We start from the raw sequence: 22,432 nt of genomic DNA, 5'->3' as shown, positions 1-22,432 counted from the left end.
CGACGCGTCCGCGCCGCGCCCCCGGCGGAAAGGGACAGGCCGCCATGGCAGACCATCAGGAAGCATCCCTCACTCTGCCGAGCGCCCCCGCCTCGGTCCCCGCGGCCCGCGCCTATGTGACGGACGTACTGGCCGAATGGGGGCTCGGAGCGGGCGCGGAGGCCGCCGACACCGTCCGGCTCATCGTCTCCGAGCTGGCCACCAACGCGGTCCAGCACACCGTGGGCCGGTCACCCACCTTCACCGTCGACCTCCGGCTCGACCACACCCGGCGGCTGGAGATCGGCGTCACCGACAGCCATCCCCGGTGGCCGGGACGGCTGCCCGCCGCCACCCCGCAGGACCACGGCCGGGACCATGGCCGCGGCCTGGTCATCATCCACTCCCTGGCCGCCGAATCGGGCGGCGACGTCTTCATCACGCCCACCGACGACGGTGGCAAGACCGTCTGGATCGCGCTGCCCTGGACCGTAGCGGTCAACTGAGCTGCGCCCCTGGCTACAACACCCGCTCGACCCGCCCCGTCCCCGAACGCGCCTCGGTCAGCTCCCGGATACGGGTGAAGACCCGCCCGGCGGCCGGGCCGATCAGATAGTGCGGCATATCGCCGCGCTCGATCACCCCGTACGGACTCGCGCCCATGAGGTACGAGGAGTACAGGATCAGCCCGTCCGGGCGGCCCACGTCGATCCCGAGCGCCGAGAACCCCGGGAAGCCGTCCGTCTGGTAGACCCGCAAGCCCTCCGCCTCGGCGCCGTAACGCTCCTTGAACCGGCCGAACCGCTCCAGCGAATCCTTGATCTTCCGCGCCATGTCCTCCTCGTACTGGCGCGCCAGCGTGTCCGCCGCCTCCGAGGACGGGTCCAGCAGATAACCGCGGTAGGTGCCGCCGCGGCGTAACAGCCCCAGCACCGCGTCCCGATAGCGGGCCGGGCGCTCGGTGGTCACCAGACGGCTGGAGGAGGTGCGCAGCGCCGTCCCCATGTCGAGGACCTCGTCCGACGCCGCGTCCAGCAGCCGCGCCTTCTGATGTGAACTCGGCCGCTCGGGATAGGCGTACACCGGTGTGCCGTCGGCCAGCCCCCGGCCCGCGAGCCACGCCTTGGCCGCCGCGCCCGGCCCGCCGTCGCCCGCCATCAGATAGACGTCCTTGCCCTCATGGCTGCCCACGGGCGTGAACAGCTCCGCGAACGGACCGGCGGTGCGGTACACATCCTCCGACACCGCCAGACAGTCCGGCGGAGTCACCTTCTCCAGATGCGCGGCGAGATTGATGTCGGGGGAGTGGATCGCGCCCGTCCGGCCCTCCGCGCTGTGCCGGATCGCCCCCTTGTGCACCGCCATCCGCACATGCAGCTCACCGTCCACCCCGGCCTGCGCGAACTCGTCCCGTAAATGGCGCAGATCGAGGGTGAGAAAGGTCCGCGCCGCCTCCAGCGCGACATCGCGGGCCACGCTCTCGCACTCGTCGTGGACCGCGAAGAACCCGCCGTCGCCGCGCCAGCTCCAGACATCGCTGCGCGCACAGCGGTACTGCGCGGAGAGCTGGGCGATCCGGCCCCGCATCCGTTCCCGCAGCAGATCGAAGGCCTGGGCGGCCCGGTCCCTGGGGTTGGAGCGGACGATCGTCGAATACCCGGAGGTGTCGACGAAGACGAGATACACCTGGTCGTAGGTCCGGTCCGGCTGGAACTGCTCGGTCACCACGCGCCCCCTCCCGGTGCCGGCCGGTGCACGGCCGGCACCGGCTCACGCTAGCGGCTCGCCCCGACCCGCTCCAGGTGGCCGACCGCCGGACAGTGTTCAGGACTCCACCAGACCGCGCTCCACCGCGCTGCGCTCCACACAGAACTCATTGCCCTCGAGGTCGGACATGACCACCCAGCCCATCCCGTCGTCCGTACGCCGGTCGTCGACGACCTTCGCGCCGAGTCCGACGAGCCGGTCCACCTCGGCGTCCCGCGTGCCCGAAGGCGGCTGGATGTCGAGGTGGACACGGTTCTTGACGGTCTTGGTGTCCGGCACCCGCAGGAACAGCAGGCCGGGGACCCCGGGTTGGTCCGGCGTGATCAGCACGTCGTCATCGCCCGGATCCGAGTCCTCCAGCGGGTATCCGGTCAGCTGTGACCAGAACTGCGCCAGCCGGTACGGATCATGGGCGTCGAAGGTGATGTGCCGGACCGGGTTGAGGTAGGACATGCGGGTCTCCGAGGGTCGACGGGGTGGTGCCGCAACCCCGTCAACCTACCTCCGGCCTCTGACAAAGCGGCCCCGGCAACTCCGCCCGGATCAGCGGACCTTGCCGTAGGAGACGTGGCGGGTCCAGATCCGCTCCAGCCGTACCACGGTGCCGGTCTTGGGCGCATGCCAGATCCGGCCGTCGCCCGCGTAGAGGCCGACGTGGTAGACACCGCGGTTGCCGTGGAAGAACACCAGGTCACCACGGGTGCGCGAGGCGGCCGTTATCGGGCGCGTCCGGTTGTACTGTGCCGCCGCGGTACGCGGCAGAGGCTTCCCGGCCCCCTTGTACGCGTACTGCGTCAGCCCCGAGCAGTCGAAGCGGTGCGGCCCCGCCGCGCCGTACACATAGGGCGCGCCCTTCTGCGACGCGGCGATCCGGAGCGCCTTGAAGGCGACGGTCGTCGACGCCGCCTTCGCCTCCGGCGGCGACTCCGGCACCGCGATGGTGCCGCCGACGGCGGCGACGGTGAGAGCGGAGACGGCACTCGCTCGGGAGACCATCCTGGGGATCCGAATGTGCGCAGTCATCGCGCACCCCCTTCATGAGCGGACCCCACCCCGGTACTCCGGCGGGGTCTGTTGTCCCAGTGATGGTCACGCATCCCGGCCGCTGGTTCCGCAGCGACACACCCCTGTGTGATGGTGCTCACGGATGGCCCGTTCGAGTGACCGCCCCTCCCCCTCGCCACCCTCCTGACCAGTGACGATCTCTGCTTCGCCGAGGGGCGGCAGCACTGGGCGCAAGCGGGCGGCGATTCTTCCCCGGGATTTCCGGCTACGCCGATCGGGCGACCGCTTCAGCTCCCCCGGGCCGGGGGCAGTGTGACCCGCCCGGTACGCCGCTCCCCGTCCAGCACCCGCAGCGCCCGCGCCAGGGTGGCGGTGTGCAGGGCGCTCTCCCCGCGCTGGTGCATCAGCTCCAGTGCGTCACGCAGTGCGACGGCCCTGCCGACCAGCGCCTGGGCGGCACGCAGACTCGCATAGGTGTCCCGGGCGCGGGCCGGGTTGACCCGCCCGAGCAGATCGACCGTCTCCAGATAGGCATCGAGGAGGTTCCCCTCCGCGCGGGTCAGCGCGGGCAGCGGCGGCAGCTCCGGTGGAAGCATCCCCTGCTCACCTCGCTCCGGTGGCCGCGTCCGGCCCGCCGCGACGCTCGGTGAGCCGGTCCACCAGCCCGTACGCCACCGCGGCCGGAGCGTCGAAGATCCGCTCGCGGTCGATATCGGTGCGGATCTCCTCGGCGCTCCGGCCGGTGTGGCGGGCCAGCATCTCCTCGAGCAGCGCCTCGCTGCGCAGCAACTCCGCCGCCTGGATCGCCAGATCGGAGGTGCTGCCCTCGATCGGCTCGCTGATGGCGGCCTGGTGCAGCAGGACCCGTGCGCCGGGCAGCGCCAGCCGCTTGCCCGGCGTACCCGCGGCGAGCAGTACGGCGGCGGACGAGGCGGCTTGACCCAGGCAGACCGTCTGGATGTCGCAGGTGACGTACCGCATCGTGTCGTAGACCGCGGTCATGGCGGCGAATGAGCCGCCGGGGGAGTTGATGTAGAGCGAGATGTCCTGGCCGGGGGCGGCGTGCTCGAGGTGGACGAGCTGGGCGATCACATCGTTGGCCGAGGTGTCGTCGACCGGGGTGCCGAGGAAGACGATCCGCTCTGCGAGGAGCTTGGCGTACGGGTCCATGGTGCGGGCGCCCGAGCTGGTGCGCTCGGTGAACTCGGGCAGGACATGGCGCGCGGTCGGTCGTTCCATGGCGTCACCTCTCGGCGGCTCGCAAGGCGCTCTGTATGGCGCTCTCTCTGCATGGCGCTCTCTATAAAATGTACAGGACGTACATTTCGTTATGATGGTGAGCATGGCCTATGAGATTCCGGTGACGCAAGCCCGTGCGGAGCTCGCGGAGCTGATCAACCGCGTGGTGTACGGCGGGGAGAGGGTGGTCGTCACCCGCCACGGAAAGCCGCTTGTCGCTCTGGTCTCCGCGGCTGACCTGGAACGACTCGAGCGGAACGGGACGGAGGCGGAGGAGTCGGTGATCCGTACCGTCTCCAGCGTGCGGTCCTCGTCGTCCGCTCCGGGCGAACGGCGCCGCTTCGGCATCGCCGCCGAACACCGCGGCCCGGCCGCCGGGGATCGGCGACCGGGCCAGAAGGAGTGAGGCGCGGGGCCGGCGCTCGGCCGGCCCCGCCAGGTCCTAGGAGCTGAGCGTCCAGATCGCGTTGGCAATCGCGTCGGTGTTCAGATCCAGTGCCTTGTCGTCGATGTTCGACGTCTTGTCGCATGCGGAGTGGTAGCACGGGTCGAACGGCTCGCCCGCCTTGCCGCCCCACTTGTCCGCCTGCTCCTGGCTCTTGGTGGCCTCGGCGCCGGTGAACAGACCGCCGACCCGCACGCCCGCCTCCTTGAACGGCGCGTGGTCCGAGCGGCCGTCGCCCTCGGTCTCCGGGTCGGTCTTGATCTGCTTGGCCGCGAACCAGTCCGTGAAGACCTTCTCCAGCTCGGTGTCATCGTCGTAGACGAAGTACCCCGGGTTGGGGGAGCCGAGCATGTCGAAGTTCAGATACGAGTCGATCTTCGACTTGTCGCCGGACGCCAGGCTGTCCACGTAGTGCGTGGAGCCGACCATGCCGTCCTCCTCGTCGCCCCACCAGGCGAACCGCAGGTGCTTGGTGGGCTTGAGGTCGGCCTTGGCCGCGGCGAGCGCGACCTCCAGGATCGCGGCGGAGCCCGATCCGTTGTCGTTGATTCCGGGGCCCGCGGAGACCGAGTCCAGATGCGACCCGGCCATGACGACCTTGTCCTCGCTGCCGCCCGGCCAGTCGGCGATGAGGTTGTAGCCCTTCTCCCCGCCGCTGTCGAACTCCTGGATGGTGGTCTTGAACCCGGCCTCGTCCAGCTTCTTCTTGATGAAGTCCACGGACGCCTTGTAGCCGGGCTGGCCGTGGGCGCGGTTGCCGCCGTTGCTGTCCGCGATGGACTGAAGTTCCTTCAGGTCTCCCTTGACGGCCTCGACATCAATGTCGGGGGCCGCCGCGGCGGAGGAGTCGGAGATGCTTGCCTGGGCCATCGACGCGCCGGACAGCAGGGCGGCGGCGAGGGCGGCACTGGCTCCGGCCGCGAGCACTCCACGGCGGATCGGCATTATTCGCTTCACAGTTGGGCTCCGTTGTGATGTGGGGGGATGTTGCGGAGCGGTGGATCATTTGTGCGCACATGAGAATCGACGGTCAACAGGGCCTCCGTCAAGGGCAAATATCGGACGGCATGTCCCGCCGACCGGAGCCATCCGCCCCCGACCTGCGAGAACTGGCCGCTACAGTGGTGTTGACAGCCAGGGAACGCCATGCGGCGGGACCCCCTACGCCGTTGGGCTGATGTTCACGTGTTGATAAAGAAATGACGGTTTGCCCTGTACTCGGCGGTAAGCCAGCCACAAGAATCCTCCTGACACTCTGTGATCATCGCCGTCACGAGCGGCGCAACCATGCAGGGGGATAACTACGTGAGACGCACAGCACTCTTCGGCGTGGCCGGTGGTGTGATGACCGGTGCGCTGATAACTGCGGCGCTGGCCGCTCCCACCGCGGGTGCCTCCGAGCGGACGCCGGGCGGCGCCGCCGAGGCCCGTGGTGTTGCCATCGCCGCGGCCAAGGCCGCGAAGAAAGGCATCGACTGGCAGGACTGCCCGGCCGACTGGGGCCTGGCCAAGCCCATTCAGTGCGGCTACGTCACCGTGCCGCTGGACTACGCCAAGCCCGACGGCCGCAAGATCAAGATTGCGGTGGACCGGATCGGCAACACCGGCTCCGCCTCCGAGCGCCAGGGCTCGCTGGTCTACAACCCGGGTGGTCCGGGCGGTTCGGGCATGCGCTTCCCGACCCGGGTCACCAACAAGAACCCGGTGTGGGCGAAGGCCGCGAAGGCATATGACTTCGTCGGCTTCGACCCGCGCGGTGTCGGCCACTCCGCTCCCATCTCCTGCGTCGACCCGCAGGAGTTCGTCAAGGCGCCCAAGCTGGACCCGGTGCCCGACAGCGAGGCGGACAAGCGCGTCCAGCGCAAGCTGGCCAAGAAGTACGCGCGGGGCTGCAAGGAGCGCAGCGGCCGGATGCTGCCCCATATGACGACGCCGAACACCGCGCGTGACATCGACGTCATCCGGGCCGCGCTCGGCGACAAGAAGCTCAACTACCTCGGCGTGTCCTACGGAACGTACATCGGTGGTGTCTACGCCACGCTGTTCCCGAACCACGTGCGCCGGCTGATCGTCGACAGCGTGGTCAACCCCTCGCGGGAGAAGATCTGGTACCAGGCCAACCTGGACCAGGACGTCGCCTTCGAGATGCGCTGGAACGACTGGAAGGCGTGGGTCGCCAAGAACGACGCCGCCTACCACATCGGCAACACCCCGGACGCGGTCCAGAAGCAGTGGGACACCCTGCGCGCGACCGCCAAGAAGAGCCCCATCGGCGGGGTCGTGGGCCCGGCCGAACTGCTCGCCTTCTTCCAGAGCGCTCCGTACTACGACTCCGCGTGGACCCAGGTCGCGGAGGTGTGGAGCGCCTACCTCGCCGGTGACGACAAGCCGCTGATCGAGGCCGCGGGCCCGGACATGTCCGACACCGCGGGCAACATCGCCTCGGAGAACAGCAACGCGGTCTACACCGCCGTGGAGTGCGCCGACACCAAGTGGCCGACCAGCTGGGCCAAGTGGGACCGGGACAACACCCGGCTGCACCGGGACTACCCCTTCCTGACCTGGTCCAACGCCTGGATGAACCTGCCGTGCGCCACCTGGGGCGCCAAGCAGCACACCCCGCTGGAGGTGGGCGCCGCCAAGGGCCTGCCCAAGACCCTCATCGTGCAGAGCACCCGCGACGCCGCGACCCCGTACGACGGCGCCGTGGAGCTGCACAAGAGGCTCAAGGGCTCGCGTCTGATCACCGAGAAGGACGCGGGTTCGCACGGCGTGACCGGCCTGGTCAACGCCTGCATCAACGACCGGGTGGACGCCTACCTGCTCAAGGGCACGGTGGACGCCGCGGACGTGACGTGCGGTCCGCACGCCACGCCGGTGCCCGCGAAGTCCGACTCGGCCGCCAAGGCGGCCAAGGCGGCGAAGGTCTCCAAGGCCACCGCCGTCAAGTAACCACCACCGGGCCCGGTTCCGTACGTGTCGGCGCGTACGGAACCGGGCCCGGCCCTTTCCGGCGAGGTGGATCAGACGGCCCGGCCGCGGCTGCCCAGCCAGGCGTCCTCGGCCGCGTAGTCGAACAGATCGATCTTCGGGCCGTAGGCCGCGGCCATCTCCGGGAACGCGGCGGGCCAGCCCCCGCCGTCGGTGAGCCGCCGGGCCAGCCACTCCACCGTCTCCGGCAGCGACTCGGCGTAGTCGGTGACCGGGCGGTAGCCCAACTCCCGCTCCGCCGCCGTCATGTCGAAGATCACGGGGTGCGGGAGGCTCCACGGGGTGACGCCCACGTGCGCAAGCGGTGGCCCGCCGTCGATCAGTACCAGTTCACTCCGCGCCCCCATCACGGCGTCCACCGCGGCGGCGATATCGGCCACCGTCGGCGCCTGTGGATCGCCCGCGTTGAGCACCCGCGACCCGGGCCGGTGGGCGGCCAGCCGTATCAGCTCCGCGAGATTGTCCACATGCACCGGGTGGAAGCGGCTGCGGCCGCCGTACGCCAGTACGCGCACCGGTCGCCCGTCGAGCACCCGCTTGACGAAGAACAGCTCGCGCGGGGTGCGGCAGTGGGGGCCGTGGATCGCTCCGGCCCGCAGCAGGGTTACCGGCAGCCGGTCGCCCGCGGCCAGCAACTCCCGCTCCAGGGCGACCTTGCGGTTCCCGGCGGTGTCCCCCGGGGGCACGGTGCGCTGGGATTCCAGGATCGGCACCGGGTACACCGGGGCGCCGTCCGGCCGGTCCTGGGTGCCGAAGCCGCGGCCCCGGTCGTCCTGGTACACCATGACGCTGGAGATCACCACCGCCGAGCCGATCCGGTCCGCCAGGCCCAGCAACTGCCTTGCGTGCGCGCGGCCGTAGGCGACACAGTCGACCAGCACCTCGCAGCCGTCCCCGACGAGGGCGGCCACCGCCGCGTCGTCCTCCCGGTCCAGGGCCACGCTCTCCACGTCCCCGGGCCAGCGCTCATCACGGCCCCCGCTCCGGGAGGCCGCCCGCACCCGCCGGCCCTCCTCGGCCAGCGCGCGCACCGCCGCCCGTCCGATCTGCCCGGTCGCCCCGATCACGCATACATCTGCTGTGGTCATGCCGGGACGCTACGGTCCACCGTTCAGGCACGCCCAGGGCAATCGGCTGGTGGCAGATTCGCCGTCAGCGTAACGGTCCGGGACGGTGCCGGGACCGCTCGGCCTGCCGTCCGTCGTGCGAGCGGGGTGCCCTCCGGATAGATGCCCAGCAACCGGCCCTTGCGCAGCACCGCGAGTCCCGAGCGCAGCGCCGCCCCGGCCGCCTCGCGCCCGCGCGGTCCACCGGAATCTGACCGGCGCCGCGGAAGAACGCCGCGGTCAGCCGCCTTTGAGGCCCGGTCCGGTGAAGTACTCCGCCTTGGCGAGAAAGGTGATGCGGCGCGGCACGATCGCGGGCATCAGAAAATGATCGGAGAACGACAGGTGATTCCCGGCGACGATGGCGGCGCCCTCGGCCGGGATGTGCTCGATCCCCTCGACCCGGGGCCGGAAGAGAAGCCTCAGCAATGGCCCCAACAGCACGTATTTGAGCACCTGTAGAACACGCGACCGCCCTCCACACCTGTGTGGCCAACCGACAGACTCTACAACCAGGTTGCCCCTGCGGAGAGTCACCGCGCAATGTCCGTAATCACCTGGAATGAGCGGCCTTTGATAGGTGTGGGGTTTCGAGATGCAGGAGAATGTGAATGAATTTGATCGATTCTTTGCTCTGAATGAATTCGCTCTTCAGTGCAATTCCGAGAAAAAAGCATCTTCGTCTCGGTGCCTGATGAAAGCGCTATGCTCCTGGGCCCATAGCGAGCTCCTCGCACGCATTTTCTTCCGCTCTTCCTAAGGAAGCCAATGGTTTTCGCTGGCGCCTCACCCGGAGGCCGACGGCCCGCCTCCACGCTCGTATGGGTCCTTCCCCCCGCCGCGACGGCGGTCTGCGCGGCGCTCGCCGTGATCGCGGTCCCGGCCGGGGCACGGACGGCGGTCGCCTGGTGCGGGGTGGTGGCGACGCTGGTGGTGGCCCTGGCGGCGGCCGAGTCGATGCGCCGTGGCCGTCTGATCGCCACCCTGCGCGAACGGTTCGCCGCCCAGGAGGACGGACTCCGCCGGCGGCTGGTGGAGCAGGAGGAGGAGATCCGGCGGCTGACTCGCGATCTGCTGCCCGCCGCGGTGGACCGGCTGCGGCGCGGCAGCATGGTCGACGACGTCATGAAGGAGATCGACCACGCACCCGGCCTCGACCGGGACTTCGAATCCGCGCACCGGGCGCTGCTGCGCGCGATGCTGGAGACGGTGCGGGCGGAGGAGGACCTGCGCGACGCGGCACAGCGGGCGTTCGTCAACATCGCCCGCCGGGTGCAGGCCATCGTCCACCAACAGGCCCAAGATCTGCGGGAGCTGGAGGACAAGCACGGCGCGGACCCCGAGGTCTTCGAGGACCTGCTCCATATCGACCACGGCAACGCCCTGGTCGGCAGGCTGGCGGACAGTATCGCGGTGCTGGGCGGCTCCCGCCCGGGGCGTCAGTGGCAAAAGGAGGTGCCGCTGTTCAACGTGCTCCGCGGCGCCATGTCGCGCATCCTCGAGTACCAGCGGGTGGATCTGCACTCGGTGGCGGATGTCGCCATCGTCGGACCCTCGGTGGAGCCGCTGATCCACGCCCTGGCCGAACTGCTGGACAATGCCACCCGCTATTCACCGCCCAAGACCCGGGTGCATCTCACCGCGATCGAGGTCCAGTCCGGGATCGCGGTCGAGATCGAGGACGCCGGGGTCGGACTGTCCGCGGAGGCGCGGCGCCGCACCGAACTGGTGCTGGCCCAGGCGTCCACCGGACTGGATCTCAACGACCTGGGCGAGACACCACGGCTGGGCCTCGCCGTGGTCGGACGGCTCGCGCTGAAGTACCGGTTCCAGATCTCGCTGCGGCCCTCCGCGTACGGCGGGGTGCGCGCCGTGCTGGTCGTACCACAGGACATCACCTGTCCCACTCCCGCGCCCGGCGGAGCCATCGCCCGCGCCGCCAAGCTGCCGCCGCCCAAGCCGGTCAAGCGCGCGACACCGACGCCGATGCCCGCGCGGGTCGCCAAACCCGCTCCGGGCCACCCGGGGTTCCGCCAGAACGGCGCCGGACTGCCGCAGCGCCGCCGCCGGATGCCGGTGGTGACCCCGCCCATCCGGGTCGACGCAGAGCCGCCCGCCCCGGCCGCCGACCGGCCCGCCGAACCGGCCGCGCCGCGGGTGCAGCCCGGGATGTGGCTGGCCGCGTTCCACAAGGGCCTCTCCGGGGAGCCCTCGGACGCCACGGACGACGCGGAAGCCGCGGAAGCCACGGACACCGCGTCAATCCCCTCGGACTTCACAGACCCCACAGACCCCTCGAACAAGGATGAATAGCCAAGTGAGGCAAGCGCGGTTCAACATGGACTGGATGCTCCGGGACCTGGCGTCCAGCGTTCCCCAGACCCGCCACGTGGTCCTGCTCTCCTCGGACGGTCTGTGCATGGCACAGGTCGGGACCGACGAGGACACCGCCGACCGGCTGGCCGCCGCCTGCGCGGGATTGCAGAGCCTGTCGACCGCGATCGCCGCCGAATTCCCCGAAGGTGACGGGCGGATGAGACTGGTGGTCATCGAGGTCGTCGGCGGATTCTTCTATCTGATGGCGGCCGGAGTCAGTTCGTATCTGGCGGTTCTCGCCGAGGAGAGCGTGGACGCGGGGCTGATGGGCCAGTGCATGCGGGACCTGGTCGCCCGGCTCGGAGAACATCTGAGCAGCCCGCCCCGTGTCGACGGACTGGCATGAGCCGGCCGGACAGGGGCGGGACCGGCAAGGACTGGGACGAGGGCGGCCCCGAGCGGCTGTACACCGTCACCCGTGGCCGTGTGCAGTCCGACCGGACCTCCGTCGAACTGGTCAGCCTGATCGTGGCGCGGACCGAACCGGAACCGGGGATGCAGCCCGAGATCGCCGCTGTGCTGAGGATGTGTCAGTTCCCCCTCTCCGTGGCGGAGATCTCCGCGTATCTGGTGCTGCCCGTCTCCACCGTCTCCGTGATCCTCGCGGGGCTGCTCAAGGACCACCGAGTGGAAGCGCGGGCGCCGGTCCCCGCCGCCGTGCTGCCCGACCCCGAACTGCTCCAGGCGGTGATGCATGGACTACAGAATCTCTGACGGCAACGGCAACGGCAACGGCAACGGCAACGGCAACGGCAACGGCAACGGCAACGGCAACGGCAACGGCAACGGCAACGGCAGCGATGGCGGCAATGACGGGCTTGTCGGGCTTGTCGGGCCGCGCAGCGAGGACATCCTCCCCGCCTCCGCCGCGGCGGCCGTCAAGGTGGTGATCGTCGGAGGGTTCGGCGTCGGCAAGACGACCATGGTTGGCTCCGTCAGCGAGATCCGCCCGCTGACCACCGAGGAGACCATGACCCAGGCCGGAGTCGGCGTCGACGACCTCGCCGGGGTGGAGCGCAAGACCGAGACCACCGTGGCCATGGACTTCGGCCGGATCAGCCTCAACGAACGGCTGGTGCTCTATCTCTTCGGCACTCCGGGCCAGGAACGCTTCTGGTTCCTGTGGAACGGCCTCTTCGAGGGCGCGCTCGGTGCCGTGGTTCTGCTCGACACCCGCAGACTCGAGGTCAGCTTCGATGTGGTCGGCCGGCTCGAGGAGCGCGGAGTGCCCTTCGTGGTGGCGGTCAACGCCTTCCCCGAGGCGCCCGTGTACCCCATGGCAGACCTGCGCGCGGCCATGGATCTGCCCGACGCCGTCCCGATGATCGACTGCGATGCCCGCGACCGCCGTTCCAGCCGCGACACCCTCATCACCCTCGTGAGCTATCTGCAAGCCCTCACCACCATGACCCCGGAGACACCGTGACCCCTCCCTCCGACCACCGCGGCACCGGCACCGGGCACCCGGCCGCGCCACCCGTCGAATGCCCCGCCCACGCCCTGATGTCCGAGGGCGCCACGACGGATCTCTTCGGACCGGAGAACGCGAAGGACCCGATGGCCCTGTACGAGCGGCTGCGCGCCGAGCACGGGGCGGTGGCCCCGATCCGGCTCGACGGCGACGTACCGGCCTGGCTGCTGCTCGGCTACCGCGAGAACCTGGAGGTGACCCGCACTCCCTCCCGCTTCTCCCGCGACTCCCGGCACTGGTACGCCTGGAAGGAGGGCACCCTGCCCCCCGACTCCCCGCTGCTGCCCGTGGTCGGGTGGCAGCCCATGTGCACCTTCGCCGACGGCGATGAGCACGAGCGGCTGCGGGCGGCGCTCACCGAGTCCATGGGCCGCCTCGACCGGCGCGGGATCCGCCGCCACATCACCCGCTTCACCCACCAGTTGGTCAACGACTTCTGCGCGGACGGCGAGGCCGATCTGGTGGCGGGCTTCGCCCAGCAGCTGCCCATGCTGGTCCTCACCCATCTGCTCGGTATGCCCGACGAGTACGGCCCACGGCTGGTCGCCGCCACCCGGGACCTGATGCAGGGCACCGACACCGCGCTGCGCAGCGACGCCTACGTCACCGAGGCCATCCAGAGCCTGGTGGACCGCAGACGGACCGCGCCCGCCGAGGACCTGGCGTCCTGGCTGCTGGACCACCCCTCGGAGCTCACCGAGGAGGAGGTCGTCCAGCATCTGCGGCTGGTACTGCTCACCGGGAACGAGACCACCACCAATCTGATGGCCAACACCCTGCGCATGGTCCTCACCGATCCGCGCTTCCGCGCCTCGCTCGCCGGTGGCCATATGACCTTGCCGGACGCCATCGAGCATGTGCTGTGGAACGAACCGCCGCTCACGGTCATCCCCGGCCGCTGGGCCACCGGGGACACCGAGTTGGGCGGTCAGCAGATCAAGGCGGGGGACATGCTGCTGCTCGGGCTGGCCGCCGGGAACGTCGACCCGGCCATCCGCCCCGACATCGGCGCCCCCATGTACGGCAACCGCTCCCATCTGTCCTTCAGCGGCGGCCCCCATGAGTGCCCCGGACAGGACATCGGCCGTGCCATCACCGACACCGCCATCGACACGCTGCTGCTGCGGTTGCCCGATCTCCGGCTGGCCGTCCCGGAATCCGAGCTGAGCTGGCATGCCACCTGGATCTCCCGGCGGCTGGAGGCGCTGCCCGCCGAATTCTCCCCGCGCCGCGCCCAGCCCGACATCGTGGAGGACACCTCGGGCACCACGCTCTCGCCCGAGAGCCGGGCGCGCCGGGTGCCCGAGGAGGAACCGCCCGCGGCCCCGCGGCCGCCGGTGGTGGTCTCCGAGACACCGCCGTCGGTGCCGTGGTGGCGCGCGCTGTGGCGGCGGCTGCTGGGCCGCGCGGCGGCCCCGGCGCGGCAAGCGGACTCCGGCGGCCGGGACTGACCTCTGGGGCCCGCCGTTCGCCTCAGGAGCGCGCCAGCACCACCCCCACGGTCAGCAGGCCGAGCACCACCCAGCTGAACCAGAGCCATCCATTGCTGCCCAGGGCCACGGTGTAGGCCGTCACCATCACCAGGCCCCCCACCGTGCACACCGTCATCGCCTTCGTGGATCCGGGCATCCCCGACCTCCTCACGGCGGTTCTGACGACCTATCGCCAGAACCACGGCCCCACCACGGGCCGGGGCATATCGTCTCGCGGCCGGGGCCCGGCCGCCAGCGCCTCCCAGGGCCTAGGTGTTCTGTCCACAGAGGTTGGTGATGGACGGCACGGCTTGGTGGTCTTGAACGAGTGAGGGCCTTCCGGCTTCGGTGTGGATTGCGACATCTCCACCGAGCACCGAGAAGGCCCTCTTGCCCCACCGTAATGCACCCCTGACTGAGACCGGCCGTCTTCGCCTCGCCCGCTGTGTGGTCGAGGACGGCTGGACCCTGCGCCGTGCCGCCGAACGTTTCCAGGTCTCACCGACCACAGCCCAGCGATGGGCGGACCGCTACTGTCTGCTCGGCGAGACAGGTATGACCGACCGGTCCTCCCGGCCACACACGAGCCCACGACGTACCCCGACCCGCACCGAACGCCGGATCATCAAGGTCCGCCTCCAGCGCCGGTGGGGCCCGGCCCGCATCGCCCACCTGCTGGGCCTGGTGCCTTCGACCGTGCACCGCGTGCTGACCCGCTACCGGCTGGCCCGGCTCACACACCTGGACCGGGCCACCGGACACGTCATACGCCGCTACGAACGCGACCGGCCGGGCGAACTGATCCACGTGGACATCAAGAAGCTCGGCAACATCCCCGACGGTGGCGGCCACAAGATGCTGGGCCGCCAAGCGGGGCGCAAGACCCGCAAGAACGCCGGCTACAGCTACATCCACACCGCCGTCGACGACCACTCCCGCCTGGCCTACAGCGAGATCCTCGGCAACGAGAAGAAGGAGACCGCGACGGCCTTCTGGACCCGGGCCCAGGCATTCTTCACCTCGTGCGGGATCACCGTCGAGCGGGTTCTGACCGACAACGGCGCCTGCTACCGCTCACGCGACTGGCGCGAAGCCCTCGCGGCGGCTGGGATCACCCACAAGCGAACCCGGCCTTACCGCCCCCAGACCAATGGCAAGGTCGAACGCCTCAACCGCACCCTGCTCGACGAATGGGCCTACGCCCGCCCCTACCGATCAGAGACCGAGCGACGCGAAGCCTTCCCCGGCTGGCTGCACACCTACAATCACCACCGCGGACACACCGCGCTGAAGGGCCAACCACCCGCCAGCCGCGTCCCCAACCTCACAGGGCAAGACACCTAGGTCCTGTCCTGTCGATCTTCGTGGATCAGCCCACGGTGTCTGGTGCCGTGGATCGCAAGGCGGAGGGTCGTCCTCGTACTGGGCGTACTCGGATGATCCCGACAACGCGGCGAGGTGCGGTGCCAGGCGTCGCGGGCCCGCGAAGATCGGCAGGACAGGGCCTAGCGGCCGCGGCTCTGGAGCGAGGCGAGATAGGCGTTGTACGCCTCGAGCTCCTGGTCGCCGTCCCGGTCCGCGGTGCGGTCCGCCCGCCGCGCCTGGCGCTGATCGGACTTGTACCACTGGTAGACCAGCGCCACCAGGACGATCACCGACGGGATCTCGCTGAACGCCCAGGCGATACCGCCCGCCGCGTTCTGGTCCGACAGCGCGTCGATGCCCAGCGAGGCGGGCGGGTGCTCATAGGTGCCGATCATGGGCTCGGTCGCCATCATCAGCGCGATCCCGAAGAACGCGTGGAACGGCATGCCCGCGAACAGCTCCAGCATCCGCATCACATAGCCCGGCCGGTGCGGACCCGGGTCCACGCCCATGATCGGCCAGAAGAACACCAGGCCCACCGCGAGGAAGTGGACCATCATCGCCAGGTGTCCGGGCTTGCTCTCCATGAGGAAGTCGAAGAGCGGGGTGAAGTAGAGCGCGTACAGGCTCGCGATGAACAGCGGGATCGTGAACACCGGATGGGTGATCACCCGCATATAGCGGCTGTGCAGCAGTGCCACCAGCAGCTCCCGCGGCCCCTTGCGGCCGCGCCCGGCCGCGGGCAGGGCGCGCAGGGCCAGGGTCACCGGCGCGCCCAGCAGCAGCAGGATCGGCGAGACCATGCTGATGATCATGTGCTGCACCATATGGACGCTGAACATGACCATGCCGTAGTCGTTCAGCTTGGTGCACATCGCGATCACGATGGTCAGCACGCCGAGGGTGAACGAGACCAGCCGCCCCACCGGCCAGGAGTCACCGCGCCGCCACAGCCGCGCGGCGCCCCAGCCGTACAGGCCGAGCGCCACCAGGGAGCCGACCAGGAAGAGCGGATCGCCGCCGAACTCCAGCCCTCGCGACAAGGTGAACGGCGGCAGATCCATGTCCATGCCGTGCCCGCCGTGATCCATTGACTCTCCCCGGCCTTCCCTGTTCTCCCGCTGTGCACCGATGTGCCCGCACCAGCGTAGAACCGGTCAGCTCAGAGCACGCACTCGGCCTCGGCATAGCGCTCGTCCGGGACGGTCTTGAGCCGCTCCACGGCCTCCGCCAGCGGCACCAGCGTGATCTCCGTACCGCGCAGCGCCGTCATCCGGCCGAAGTCGCCCCGGTGCGCCGCCTCGACCGCGTGCCAGCCGAAGCGGGTGGCCAGCACCCGGTCGTACGCCGTGGGCGTACCGCCGCGCTGCACATGGCCCAGGATCACCGGCCGCGCCTCCTTGCCGAGCCGCTGCTCCAGCTCGACGGAGAGCTGACGGGCGATACCGGCGAACCGCTCATGCCCGTAGACGTCCTTGCCGCCCGATTCGTAGGCCATCGTGCCCTCGACCGGTTTGGCGCCCTCCGCCGCGACCACGATCGCGAACTTCTTGCCCGCCTCGAAGCGCTGCCCGACCGTCCGCGTCAGCTCGTCGATGTGGAACGGACGCTCCGGCACCACGATCGCGTGGGCGCCCGCGGCCATCCCCGAGTGCAGTGCGATCCAGCCGGTGTGGCGGCCCATGACCTCGACGATCAGCACCCGCTGATGTGATTCGGCGGTGGTCTTCAGCCGGTCCAGGGCCTCGGTGGCGACCCCGACCGCGGTGTCGAAGCCGAAGGTCACATCGGTCGAGGCGATGTCGTTGTCGATGGTCTTGGGCACCCCGACGATCGGCAGCCCGGCGTCGGAGAGCAGCCGTGCCGCCTTCAGGGTGCCCTCCCCGCCGATCGGGATGACCGCGTCCAGGCCCAGATCGGCGACATGGCCCTTGGCCCGCTCCACACCGTCGCGCAGATGGGCGGGCTGCACCCGGGTGGAGCCCAGGATGGTGCCGCCGCGGGCCAGGATGCCGCCGACGGCGTCCAGGTCCAGCTTGCGGTAGTCGCCCTCCAGTAGACCCTTCCACCCGTCGTGGAAGCCGATCACGTCATCGCCGTGATCGACGACGGCGCGGTGGACGACAGACCTGATGACGGCGTTCAGACCGGGGCAGTCGCCGCCGGACGTGAGCACACCAATGCGCATGGCACGGATTCCTCTGTGTACGAGGGGGCCGGAGACCGGACCGCGCTGTCCGGCGGGAGACCCCGCCACCCTACAAGCGCGGGGGTGGCGGGGTCGTGGCCGTGCGCCATGTGTCCAGCATCCGGGCACATTCCGTGCCGGAGCGGCTCATCTGGGCCGGAGGCGGCTCAGGCGGGTTGGCTGGCCGCCGCGATCCGCTCGTTGCGCAGCGCCTCGTACCACTGGTCGTCGACCGGCGGCAGCGCGTTCACATCGAGCGCCAACTTCAGCAGCAGATCGGCGATATGCGGATTGCGCGCCATCACCGGGCCGTGCATGTAGGTGCCGAAGACGGTCTCGTTGTACGCGCCCTCGAAGCCGTCGCCCGTGCCGTTGCCGTTGCCGAACCGGACCCGCGCGAACGGGCGCGCGGTCGGGCCCAGATGGGTGACGCCCTGGTGGTTCTCGAAACCGGTCAGCGGCGGCAGCCCCAGCCGCTCGTCGATGTCGCCCAGTACGTCCCCGACGCAGCGCGCGCCCTCGCCACGGGTGCTGATCACATCCAGCAGCCCCAGACCGGGCTGGCGCTGGCCGAGGTCGTTGACGAACTCATGGCCGAGGATCTGGTAGCCCGCGCACACCGAGAAGACGATCGCCCCGTTGGCGACCGCGCGGTTCAGTCCGCCGTCCCGGGTCAGCCGCTCGGCGGCGAGCCGCTGCGGGCGGTCCTCACCGCCGCCGATCAGGTAGATGTCCCCGGAGGTGGGGATCTGCTGGTCGGAGCGGACGTCCAGTCGGGAGACATCCAGCCCGCGCTGGCGCGCCCGGCGCTCCACCACCAGCGCATTGCCCTGATCGCCGTACGTGCTCAGCAGGTCGGGGTAGACCCAGACCAGGCGCAGGCCGTTCTGGCTGTTGCTACGCATGTCGTGTGCCTCTCGTACGGGGTCAGTTGCCGACGCGGCGGCGCAGGTCCTGGAAAGCGGTGTAGTTGGCGATGGTCTCGATCTGCCCCGGGGGAGCGATCCGCACCGCCTCGTCCACATCGGCGCAGACCCGGAAGTCCAGCCCGGCGACCTCGAGACGGACCGCCAGGTCCAGCTTGCGGTCACCGATCACACAGATCGGGTGCCCGGCGAGCCGGGTGTAGTCCACGTCCCACAGCCAGGAGGTGTCGGTGCCGTCCGCCCCGCGCGCGTTCACCGAGAGGATCACCGGGGTGGGCGGCGGGTTGATCAGCGAGAAGGTCTCCAGCCAGCCGGCCGGGTTCTTCGCCAGTAGCAGCCGCAGCTGACGCTCCTCGAAGGTGACCACGTCATAGCGTCCGGCGACCGCCTGGACCTGGTACATCCGCTCCAGCGCGACCTGCGGGGGCACTCCGAACGTCGCCGCGACCGCCGCCGAGGTGGCCGCGTTGGCCTTGTTGGCGCGGCCGGGCAGCTGGAGGTGGATCGGCCACGCGGCGCCCTGCGGGTCGAGGACGTAGTCGCCGTTCAGCGCCCAGCTGGGCATCGGACGCCGGAAGCCGCACTCGGCGCAGACCCAGTCGTCGCCGGGGCGCTGGAGCACCCCGCCGCACGACGGGCAGGACCACGCGTCGTCCTTCCACTCCTGGCCCGCCGCGACCCAGACCACATTGGGGCTGGAGGAGGCGGCCCAGACGATCAGCGGATCGTCGGCGTTGGCGATCACCACGGCCTTGCTGCCGGTCAGCCCCTCCCGCCACTTCTCCGCGAGCATGCGGGTCTCGGCGGCGCGGTCGAGCTGGTCGCGCGAGAGGTTGAGCAGCGCGATGGCCTTGGGCTCGGTGTCCCGGGCCACCCCGGCGAGGTACTTCTCGTCGACCTCGATGACCCCGTAGCGGGCGTCCGAGCCGCCCGCCAGGGCCGAGGTGATACCCGCCGGCATATTGGCGCCCAGCGCGTTGGAGACGACCGGTCCGGCCGCCCGCAGCGCCTCGGCGATCAGCCGGGTGGTCGTGGTCTTGCCATTGGTCGCCGACACCAGGATCACGTCCAGGTGCTGTGCCAGCCTGCCCAGCAGGTCGGGGTCGAGCCGCAGGGCCACCTTGCCGCCGATCACCGATCCGCTGCCGCGGCCCGCCGCCCGCGACACCGCTGCCGCGGCCTTGCCCGCCGTCACGGCCAGTTTGGCTCGCGGCGACAGCGGCTCCGAGTTGCCTGCCATCGTGTTTCGATCCTCCTCGCATACCGGTGCCGCTTCTGCCCCCCGAGCACCGGTGGTACGCCCCCTCCGAGCCGGATCTCCAGCCGGGAGGCCACGGTCGGGGATCAGCCTATCGAGATCCGGCCGCCGACCCGAATTCCGTGACCCCCACAAGTGCCGACCGGGTGGCCCGTACCCTTGGCTCTCATGCGAAACGGCGTGATCCCCGGCAGCAGTGGAGCGGTACGGCCGATGAGCCTGTTCGGCGATCCGGTGCTCGGCGCGCCCTGCGCGGAGGTCACCGAGTTCGGCCCGGAGCTCGGCCGTCTGGTCGAGGACATGTACGCCACCATGTACGCGGCGCAGGGGGTCGGCCTTGCCGCCAACCAGATCGGGGTGGCCCTCCGGGTCTTCGTCTACGACTGCCCGGACGACGAGGACCGCCGTCATCTGGGCCATGTGGTCAATCCCCGGCTGGCGGAGACCGACGGGGTCGTGGTGCGCGGCCCGGAGGGCTGTCTGTCGCTGCCGGGCATCGAGGCGGGCACCCCGCGCCACGACCGCGCGGTGGTGGAGGGGGTGACCCTGGCCGGGGAGCCGGTGCGGATCGAGGGCACCGGTTTCTTCGCGCGCTGTCTCCAGCACGAGTGCGACCACCTGGACGGGGAGCTGTTCACCGACCGGCTCGGCGGGCTGCGGCGGCGCCGGGCGCTGCGCGCGGCCCGGCGGGCGCCCTGGGCCCGCGGCGGGGTGTGACGCTACGCACGCCGCCGGAAGGCCCGGTCCGCGAGGGGCCCGGATCAGAACGCGGGGCCGCCGTCGCGGTCGTCCGCCACCGCCAGCCGACCCCACAGCAGCTCGGCGAGATGCTGCACCAACTGCTCGCGTGAACAGGGGCGTTCCCGCAGCCACCAGTCACCGGCGGCATGCATCATGCCGACGATCCCATGGCCCCAGACCCGCGCCTGCTCCTCGCCCCCGGGGCCCAGTTCGACCCGTTCGGCGATCACCATCGCCAGCTCCTCGCCGAGGCGGCGGAGCAGCGGCGCGGAGTGATGGCCCACATCGAAGCCCTGCTCCTGCTGCTGGCCCTGGTCGGAGGGGTGCATCAGAAAGCGGTACACCTGCGGCCGGGCCTCGATCGCCGCCAGATAGGTGTCGAGGGTGGCCTCCACCCGGTGGCGCCGGTCGGGGGCTGGGGCGCCGAGGGCGGTCCGCAGCGAGGACAGCAGCGCGTCGGTGTGGCGCTTGGCGAGCGCGCGGTACAGCCCTCCCTTGTCGCCGAAGTGGCGGTACAGAATGGGCTTGGTGATGCCCGCCTCGGCGGCGATGGCGTTCATCGAGGCTTCCGGGCCGTCGCGGAGCACCACGCGGTCGGCGGCCTCGAGCAACTCCCTGCGCCGCCGCTCGGCCGCTTGCCGCTGGTCTTCCCGCTGGCTGGTCCCGGTCTCCATCGCGCTTCCTCCCCGCCCCCTGACGTCCGCATACGTCCAGGCCGTCTGTGCTCTGCGCAACGTAACACCCGGGTGGTGCGTCCGGCGCGGGCGGCCAGGGGAGTTGACATCGCCTACTCGTGAGTAACACACTCTTGTTACCGCAGGTAACAAGCAGGTGGAGGGGCCATGGCGGAGTTCTCGTTCGAACTCGACGACGAGCAGAAGGCAGTGCGGGACTGGATTCACGGGTTCGCCGCGGATGTGATGCGCCCGGCCGCCGCGGAATGGGACGAGCGCGAGGAGACCCCCTGGCCGATTATCCAGGAGGCCGCCAAGATAGGGCTGTACTCCCTGGATTTCTACGCCCAGCAGTACTTCGACCCGACCGGTCTCGGCGTCCCCATGGCCATGGAGGAGCTGTTCTGGGGCGACGCGGGCATCGCCCTGTCCATCGTCGGCACCGGTCTGGCCGCCGTCGGCGTCCTCGCCAACGGCACCGAGGAGCAGATCGGCACCTGGGTCCCGCAGATGTACGGTGACGCGAACGACGTGAAGGTCGCCGCCTTCTGCTCCTCCGAGCCCGACGCGGGCTCCGACGTCGGCTCGATGCGCACCCGCGCCGTCTACGACGAGGCCAAGGACGAGTGGGTGATCAACGGCACCAAGACCTGGGCCACCAACGGGGGGATCGCAGGCGTCCACGTGGTGGTCGCGGTGGTCGATCCCGAGCTCGGCTCCAAGGGCCACGCCTCGTTCATCATCCCGCCGGACACCCCCGGCCTGTCCCAGGGGCAGAAGTTCAAGAAGCACGGCATCCGCGCCTCGCACACCGCCGAGGTGGTCCTGGACCACGTCCGTGTCCCCGGCCACTGTCTGCTCGGCGGCAAGGAGAAGCTGGACGAACGCCTCGCGCGCGCCCGCGAGAGGGCCAAGGACGGCGGGGAGCGGCTGAAGAACGCCGCGATGGCCACCTTCGAGGCATCCCGCCCGGCCGTCGGCGCCATGGCGGTCGGCACCGCCCGCGCCGCGTACGAGGTCGCGCTCGACTACGCCAGGACCCGGCAGCAGTTCGGCCGCCCCATCATCGACAACCAGGGCGTCGCCTTCCAGCTCTCGGACATGCGCACCCAGATCGACGCCGCGCGGCTGCTGGTGTGGCGCGCGTCGTGGATGGCCGTGAGCGGCAAGCCCTTCGAGTCGGCCGAGGGCTCGATGTCCAAGCTGTTCGCCAGTGAGACCGCCAAGAAGGTCACCGCCCAGGCGGTGCAGATCCTCGGCGGCAACGGCTTCACCCGCGAGTACCCGGTCGAGCGGATGCACCGCGACGCGGCGATCTACACCATCTTCGAAGGCACCAGCGAGATCCAGCGGTTGGTGATCGCCCGCACTCTGTCCGGGATGCCGATCCGCTGAACCCGCCGCGCCGCAGTCGGTGAGCCGCGCCGGA

At 70.3% G+C, this 22,432-nt stretch carries 24 protein-coding genes and 1 pseudogene; 11 read left to right on the top strand and 14 right to left on the bottom strand.

What is annotated here, in order from left to right:
* Window positions 1-44: 44 nt before the first annotated feature.
* Window positions 45-485: an ATP-binding protein gene (locus tag AC4BEG_RS02850; RefSeq protein WP_490704323.1), complete on the top strand. Its 441-nt coding sequence runs from the start codon at window positions 45-47 to the stop codon at window positions 483-485.
* A gap of 13 nt (window positions 486-498) precedes the next feature.
* Here the strand turns inward: AC4BEG_RS02850 and AC4BEG_RS02845 are convergent, their stop codons facing one another.
* The 5 genes from AC4BEG_RS02845 to AC4BEG_RS02825 form a co-directional block, all read right to left on the bottom strand.
* Window positions 499-1,704, bottom strand: coding sequence for a nucleotidyl cyclase domain-containing protein (locus AC4BEG_RS02845; RefSeq protein WP_490704322.1), 1,206 nt, complete (start codon window positions 1,702-1,704; stop codon window positions 499-501).
* A gap of 99 nt (window positions 1,705-1,803) precedes the next feature.
* A complete protein-coding gene (locus tag AC4BEG_RS02840) occupies window positions 1,804-2,199 on the bottom strand; it encodes a VOC family protein (protein ID WP_490704321.1) in 396 nt (131 codons plus the stop codon).
* 90 nt (window positions 2,200-2,289) lie between these two features.
* Window positions 2,290-2,769, bottom strand: coding sequence for a C40 family peptidase (locus tag AC4BEG_RS02835; RefSeq protein WP_490704320.1), 480 nt, complete (start codon window positions 2,767-2,769; stop codon window positions 2,290-2,292).
* A gap of 269 nt (window positions 2,770-3,038) precedes the next feature.
* Window positions 3,039-3,347 (bottom strand): hypothetical protein, encoded by a 309-nt coding sequence (locus tag AC4BEG_RS02830; RefSeq protein WP_490704319.1) that lies wholly within the window; start codon window positions 3,345-3,347, stop codon window positions 3,039-3,041.
* A 7-nt stretch (window positions 3,348-3,354) separates the two neighbouring features.
* Window positions 3,355-3,990 (bottom strand): ATP-dependent Clp protease proteolytic subunit, encoded by a 636-nt coding sequence (locus tag AC4BEG_RS02825; protein WP_490704318.1) that lies wholly within the window; start codon window positions 3,988-3,990, stop codon window positions 3,355-3,357.
* A gap of 103 nt (window positions 3,991-4,093) precedes the next feature.
* On the opposite strand from AC4BEG_RS02825, the gene AC4BEG_RS02820 reads away from it, so the two are divergent.
* The gene (locus AC4BEG_RS02820; RefSeq protein WP_490704317.1) at window positions 4,094-4,396 is read left to right on the top strand and encodes a type II toxin-antitoxin system Phd/YefM family antitoxin; all 303 of its coding nucleotides are present in this window, start codon (window positions 4,094-4,096) and stop codon (window positions 4,394-4,396) included.
* A gap of 36 nt (window positions 4,397-4,432) precedes the next feature.
* Here AC4BEG_RS02820 and AC4BEG_RS02815 read toward each other — a convergent pair whose 3' ends face one another.
* The gene (locus tag AC4BEG_RS02815) at window positions 4,433-5,392 is read right to left on the bottom strand and encodes a M28 family metallopeptidase (RefSeq protein WP_490704316.1); all 960 of its coding nucleotides are present in this window, start codon (window positions 5,390-5,392) and stop codon (window positions 4,433-4,435) included.
* A 387-nt stretch (window positions 5,393-5,779) separates the two neighbouring features.
* On the opposite strand from AC4BEG_RS02815, the gene AC4BEG_RS02810 reads away from it, so the two are divergent.
* Window positions 5,780-7,387: an alpha/beta hydrolase gene (locus AC4BEG_RS02810; RefSeq protein ID WP_490706963.1), complete on the top strand. Its 1,608-nt coding sequence runs from the start codon at window positions 5,780-5,782 to the stop codon at window positions 7,385-7,387.
* Window positions 7,388-7,458: 71 nt separating this feature from the next.
* Here AC4BEG_RS02810 and AC4BEG_RS02805 read toward each other — a convergent pair whose 3' ends face one another.
* A complete protein-coding gene (locus AC4BEG_RS02805; RefSeq protein ID WP_490704315.1) occupies window positions 7,459-8,514 on the bottom strand; it encodes an NAD-dependent epimerase/dehydratase family protein in 1,056 nt (351 codons plus the stop codon).
* A gap of 106 nt (window positions 8,515-8,620) precedes the next feature.
* Window positions 8,621-8,973, bottom strand: a pseudogene (locus tag AC4BEG_RS02800) (lysophospholipid acyltransferase family protein); the annotation flags it as partial.
* A 327-nt stretch (window positions 8,974-9,300) separates the two neighbouring features.
* On the opposite strand from AC4BEG_RS02800, the gene AC4BEG_RS02795 reads away from it, so the two are divergent.
* Genes AC4BEG_RS02795 through AC4BEG_RS02775 form a run of 5 tightly spaced genes read left to right on the top strand, consistent with a single transcriptional unit; the run spans window position 9,301 to window position 13,830 of the window.
* Window positions 9,301-10,845 (top strand): sensor histidine kinase, encoded by a 1,545-nt coding sequence (locus tag AC4BEG_RS02795; protein WP_490704314.1) that lies wholly within the window; start codon window positions 9,301-9,303, stop codon window positions 10,843-10,845.
* Complete coding sequence (locus tag AC4BEG_RS02790) at window positions 10,838-11,254, top strand: roadblock/LC7 domain-containing protein (protein WP_490704313.1); 417 nt, start codon at window positions 10,838-10,840, stop codon at window positions 11,252-11,254. Before AC4BEG_RS02795 ends, AC4BEG_RS02790 begins: the two co-directional genes overlap by 8 nt.
* Complete coding sequence (locus tag AC4BEG_RS02785; RefSeq protein WP_490704312.1) at window positions 11,251-11,622, top strand: DUF742 domain-containing protein; 372 nt, start codon at window positions 11,251-11,253, stop codon at window positions 11,620-11,622. The genes AC4BEG_RS02790 and AC4BEG_RS02785 overlap by 4 nt, the downstream gene beginning before the upstream one ends.
* Entirely contained in the window at window positions 11,603-12,334 is a 732-nt protein-coding gene (locus tag AC4BEG_RS02780) for a GTP-binding protein (RefSeq protein ID WP_490704311.1), read from the top strand. The genes AC4BEG_RS02785 and AC4BEG_RS02780 overlap by 20 nt, the downstream gene beginning before the upstream one ends.
* Entirely contained in the window at window positions 12,331-13,830 is a 1,500-nt protein-coding gene (locus AC4BEG_RS02775; RefSeq protein ID WP_490704310.1) for a cytochrome P450, read from the top strand. The genes AC4BEG_RS02780 and AC4BEG_RS02775 overlap by 4 nt, the downstream gene beginning before the upstream one ends.
* Before the next feature lie 22 nt (window positions 13,831-13,852).
* On the opposite strand, the gene AC4BEG_RS02770 is transcribed toward AC4BEG_RS02775, so the two are convergent.
* Window positions 13,853-14,008: a hypothetical protein gene (locus AC4BEG_RS02770; protein ID WP_201876269.1), complete on the bottom strand. Its 156-nt coding sequence runs from the start codon at window positions 14,006-14,008 to the stop codon at window positions 13,853-13,855.
* 233 nt (window positions 14,009-14,241) lie between these two features.
* Here AC4BEG_RS02770 and AC4BEG_RS02765 point away from each other — a divergent pair, with 233 nt between their 5' ends.
* Complete coding sequence (locus AC4BEG_RS02765; RefSeq protein WP_490704309.1) at window positions 14,242-15,195, top strand: IS481 family transposase; 954 nt, start codon at window positions 14,242-14,244, stop codon at window positions 15,193-15,195.
* Between the two features lie 161 nt (window positions 15,196-15,356).
* On the opposite strand, the gene AC4BEG_RS02760 is transcribed toward AC4BEG_RS02765, so the two are convergent.
* The 4 genes from AC4BEG_RS02760 to AC4BEG_RS02745 form a co-directional block, all read right to left on the bottom strand.
* Complete coding sequence (locus tag AC4BEG_RS02760; protein WP_490704308.1) at window positions 15,357-16,307, bottom strand: cytochrome c oxidase assembly protein; 951 nt, start codon at window positions 16,305-16,307, stop codon at window positions 15,357-15,359.
* 71 nt (window positions 16,308-16,378) lie between these two features.
* Window positions 16,379-17,404: a 6-phosphofructokinase gene (locus AC4BEG_RS02755; RefSeq protein WP_490704307.1), complete on the bottom strand. Its 1,026-nt coding sequence runs from the start codon at window positions 17,402-17,404 to the stop codon at window positions 16,379-16,381.
* 167 nt (window positions 17,405-17,571) lie between these two features.
* Window positions 17,572-18,309: a type 1 glutamine amidotransferase gene (locus tag AC4BEG_RS02750; protein ID WP_490704306.1), complete on the bottom strand. Its 738-nt coding sequence runs from the start codon at window positions 18,307-18,309 to the stop codon at window positions 17,572-17,574.
* Window positions 18,310-18,331: 22 nt separating this feature from the next.
* Complete coding sequence (locus tag AC4BEG_RS02745) at window positions 18,332-19,570, bottom strand: Mur ligase family protein (RefSeq protein ID WP_490704305.1); 1,239 nt, start codon at window positions 19,568-19,570, stop codon at window positions 18,332-18,334.
* 186 nt (window positions 19,571-19,756) lie between these two features.
* Between AC4BEG_RS02745 and def the strand changes: the two genes are divergently transcribed.
* Window positions 19,757-20,305, top strand: a complete 549-nt coding sequence (gene def / locus AC4BEG_RS02740) for a peptide deformylase (protein WP_490704304.1) — start codon at window positions 19,757-19,759, stop codon at window positions 20,303-20,305.
* Between the two features lie 44 nt (window positions 20,306-20,349).
* Here the strand turns inward: def and AC4BEG_RS02735 are convergent, their stop codons facing one another.
* On the bottom strand, window positions 20,350-21,003 hold the full coding sequence (locus tag AC4BEG_RS02735) for a TetR/AcrR family transcriptional regulator (protein WP_490704303.1): 654 nt from the start codon (window positions 21,001-21,003) through the stop codon (window positions 20,350-20,352).
* Window positions 21,004-21,171: 168 nt separating this feature from the next.
* On the opposite strand from AC4BEG_RS02735, the gene AC4BEG_RS02730 reads away from it, so the two are divergent.
* Window positions 21,172-22,398: an acyl-CoA dehydrogenase family protein gene (locus AC4BEG_RS02730; protein ID WP_490704302.1), complete on the top strand. Its 1,227-nt coding sequence runs from the start codon at window positions 21,172-21,174 to the stop codon at window positions 22,396-22,398.
* The last annotated feature ends 34 nt before the right edge of the window (window positions 22,399-22,432 follow it).

It is taken from the genome of Streptomyces sp. JLBJ103 (assembly GCF_058215575.1).
The sequence above is the reverse complement of the archived record's forward strand: the minus strand, read 5'-3'. Positions and strand labels throughout refer to the sequence as shown.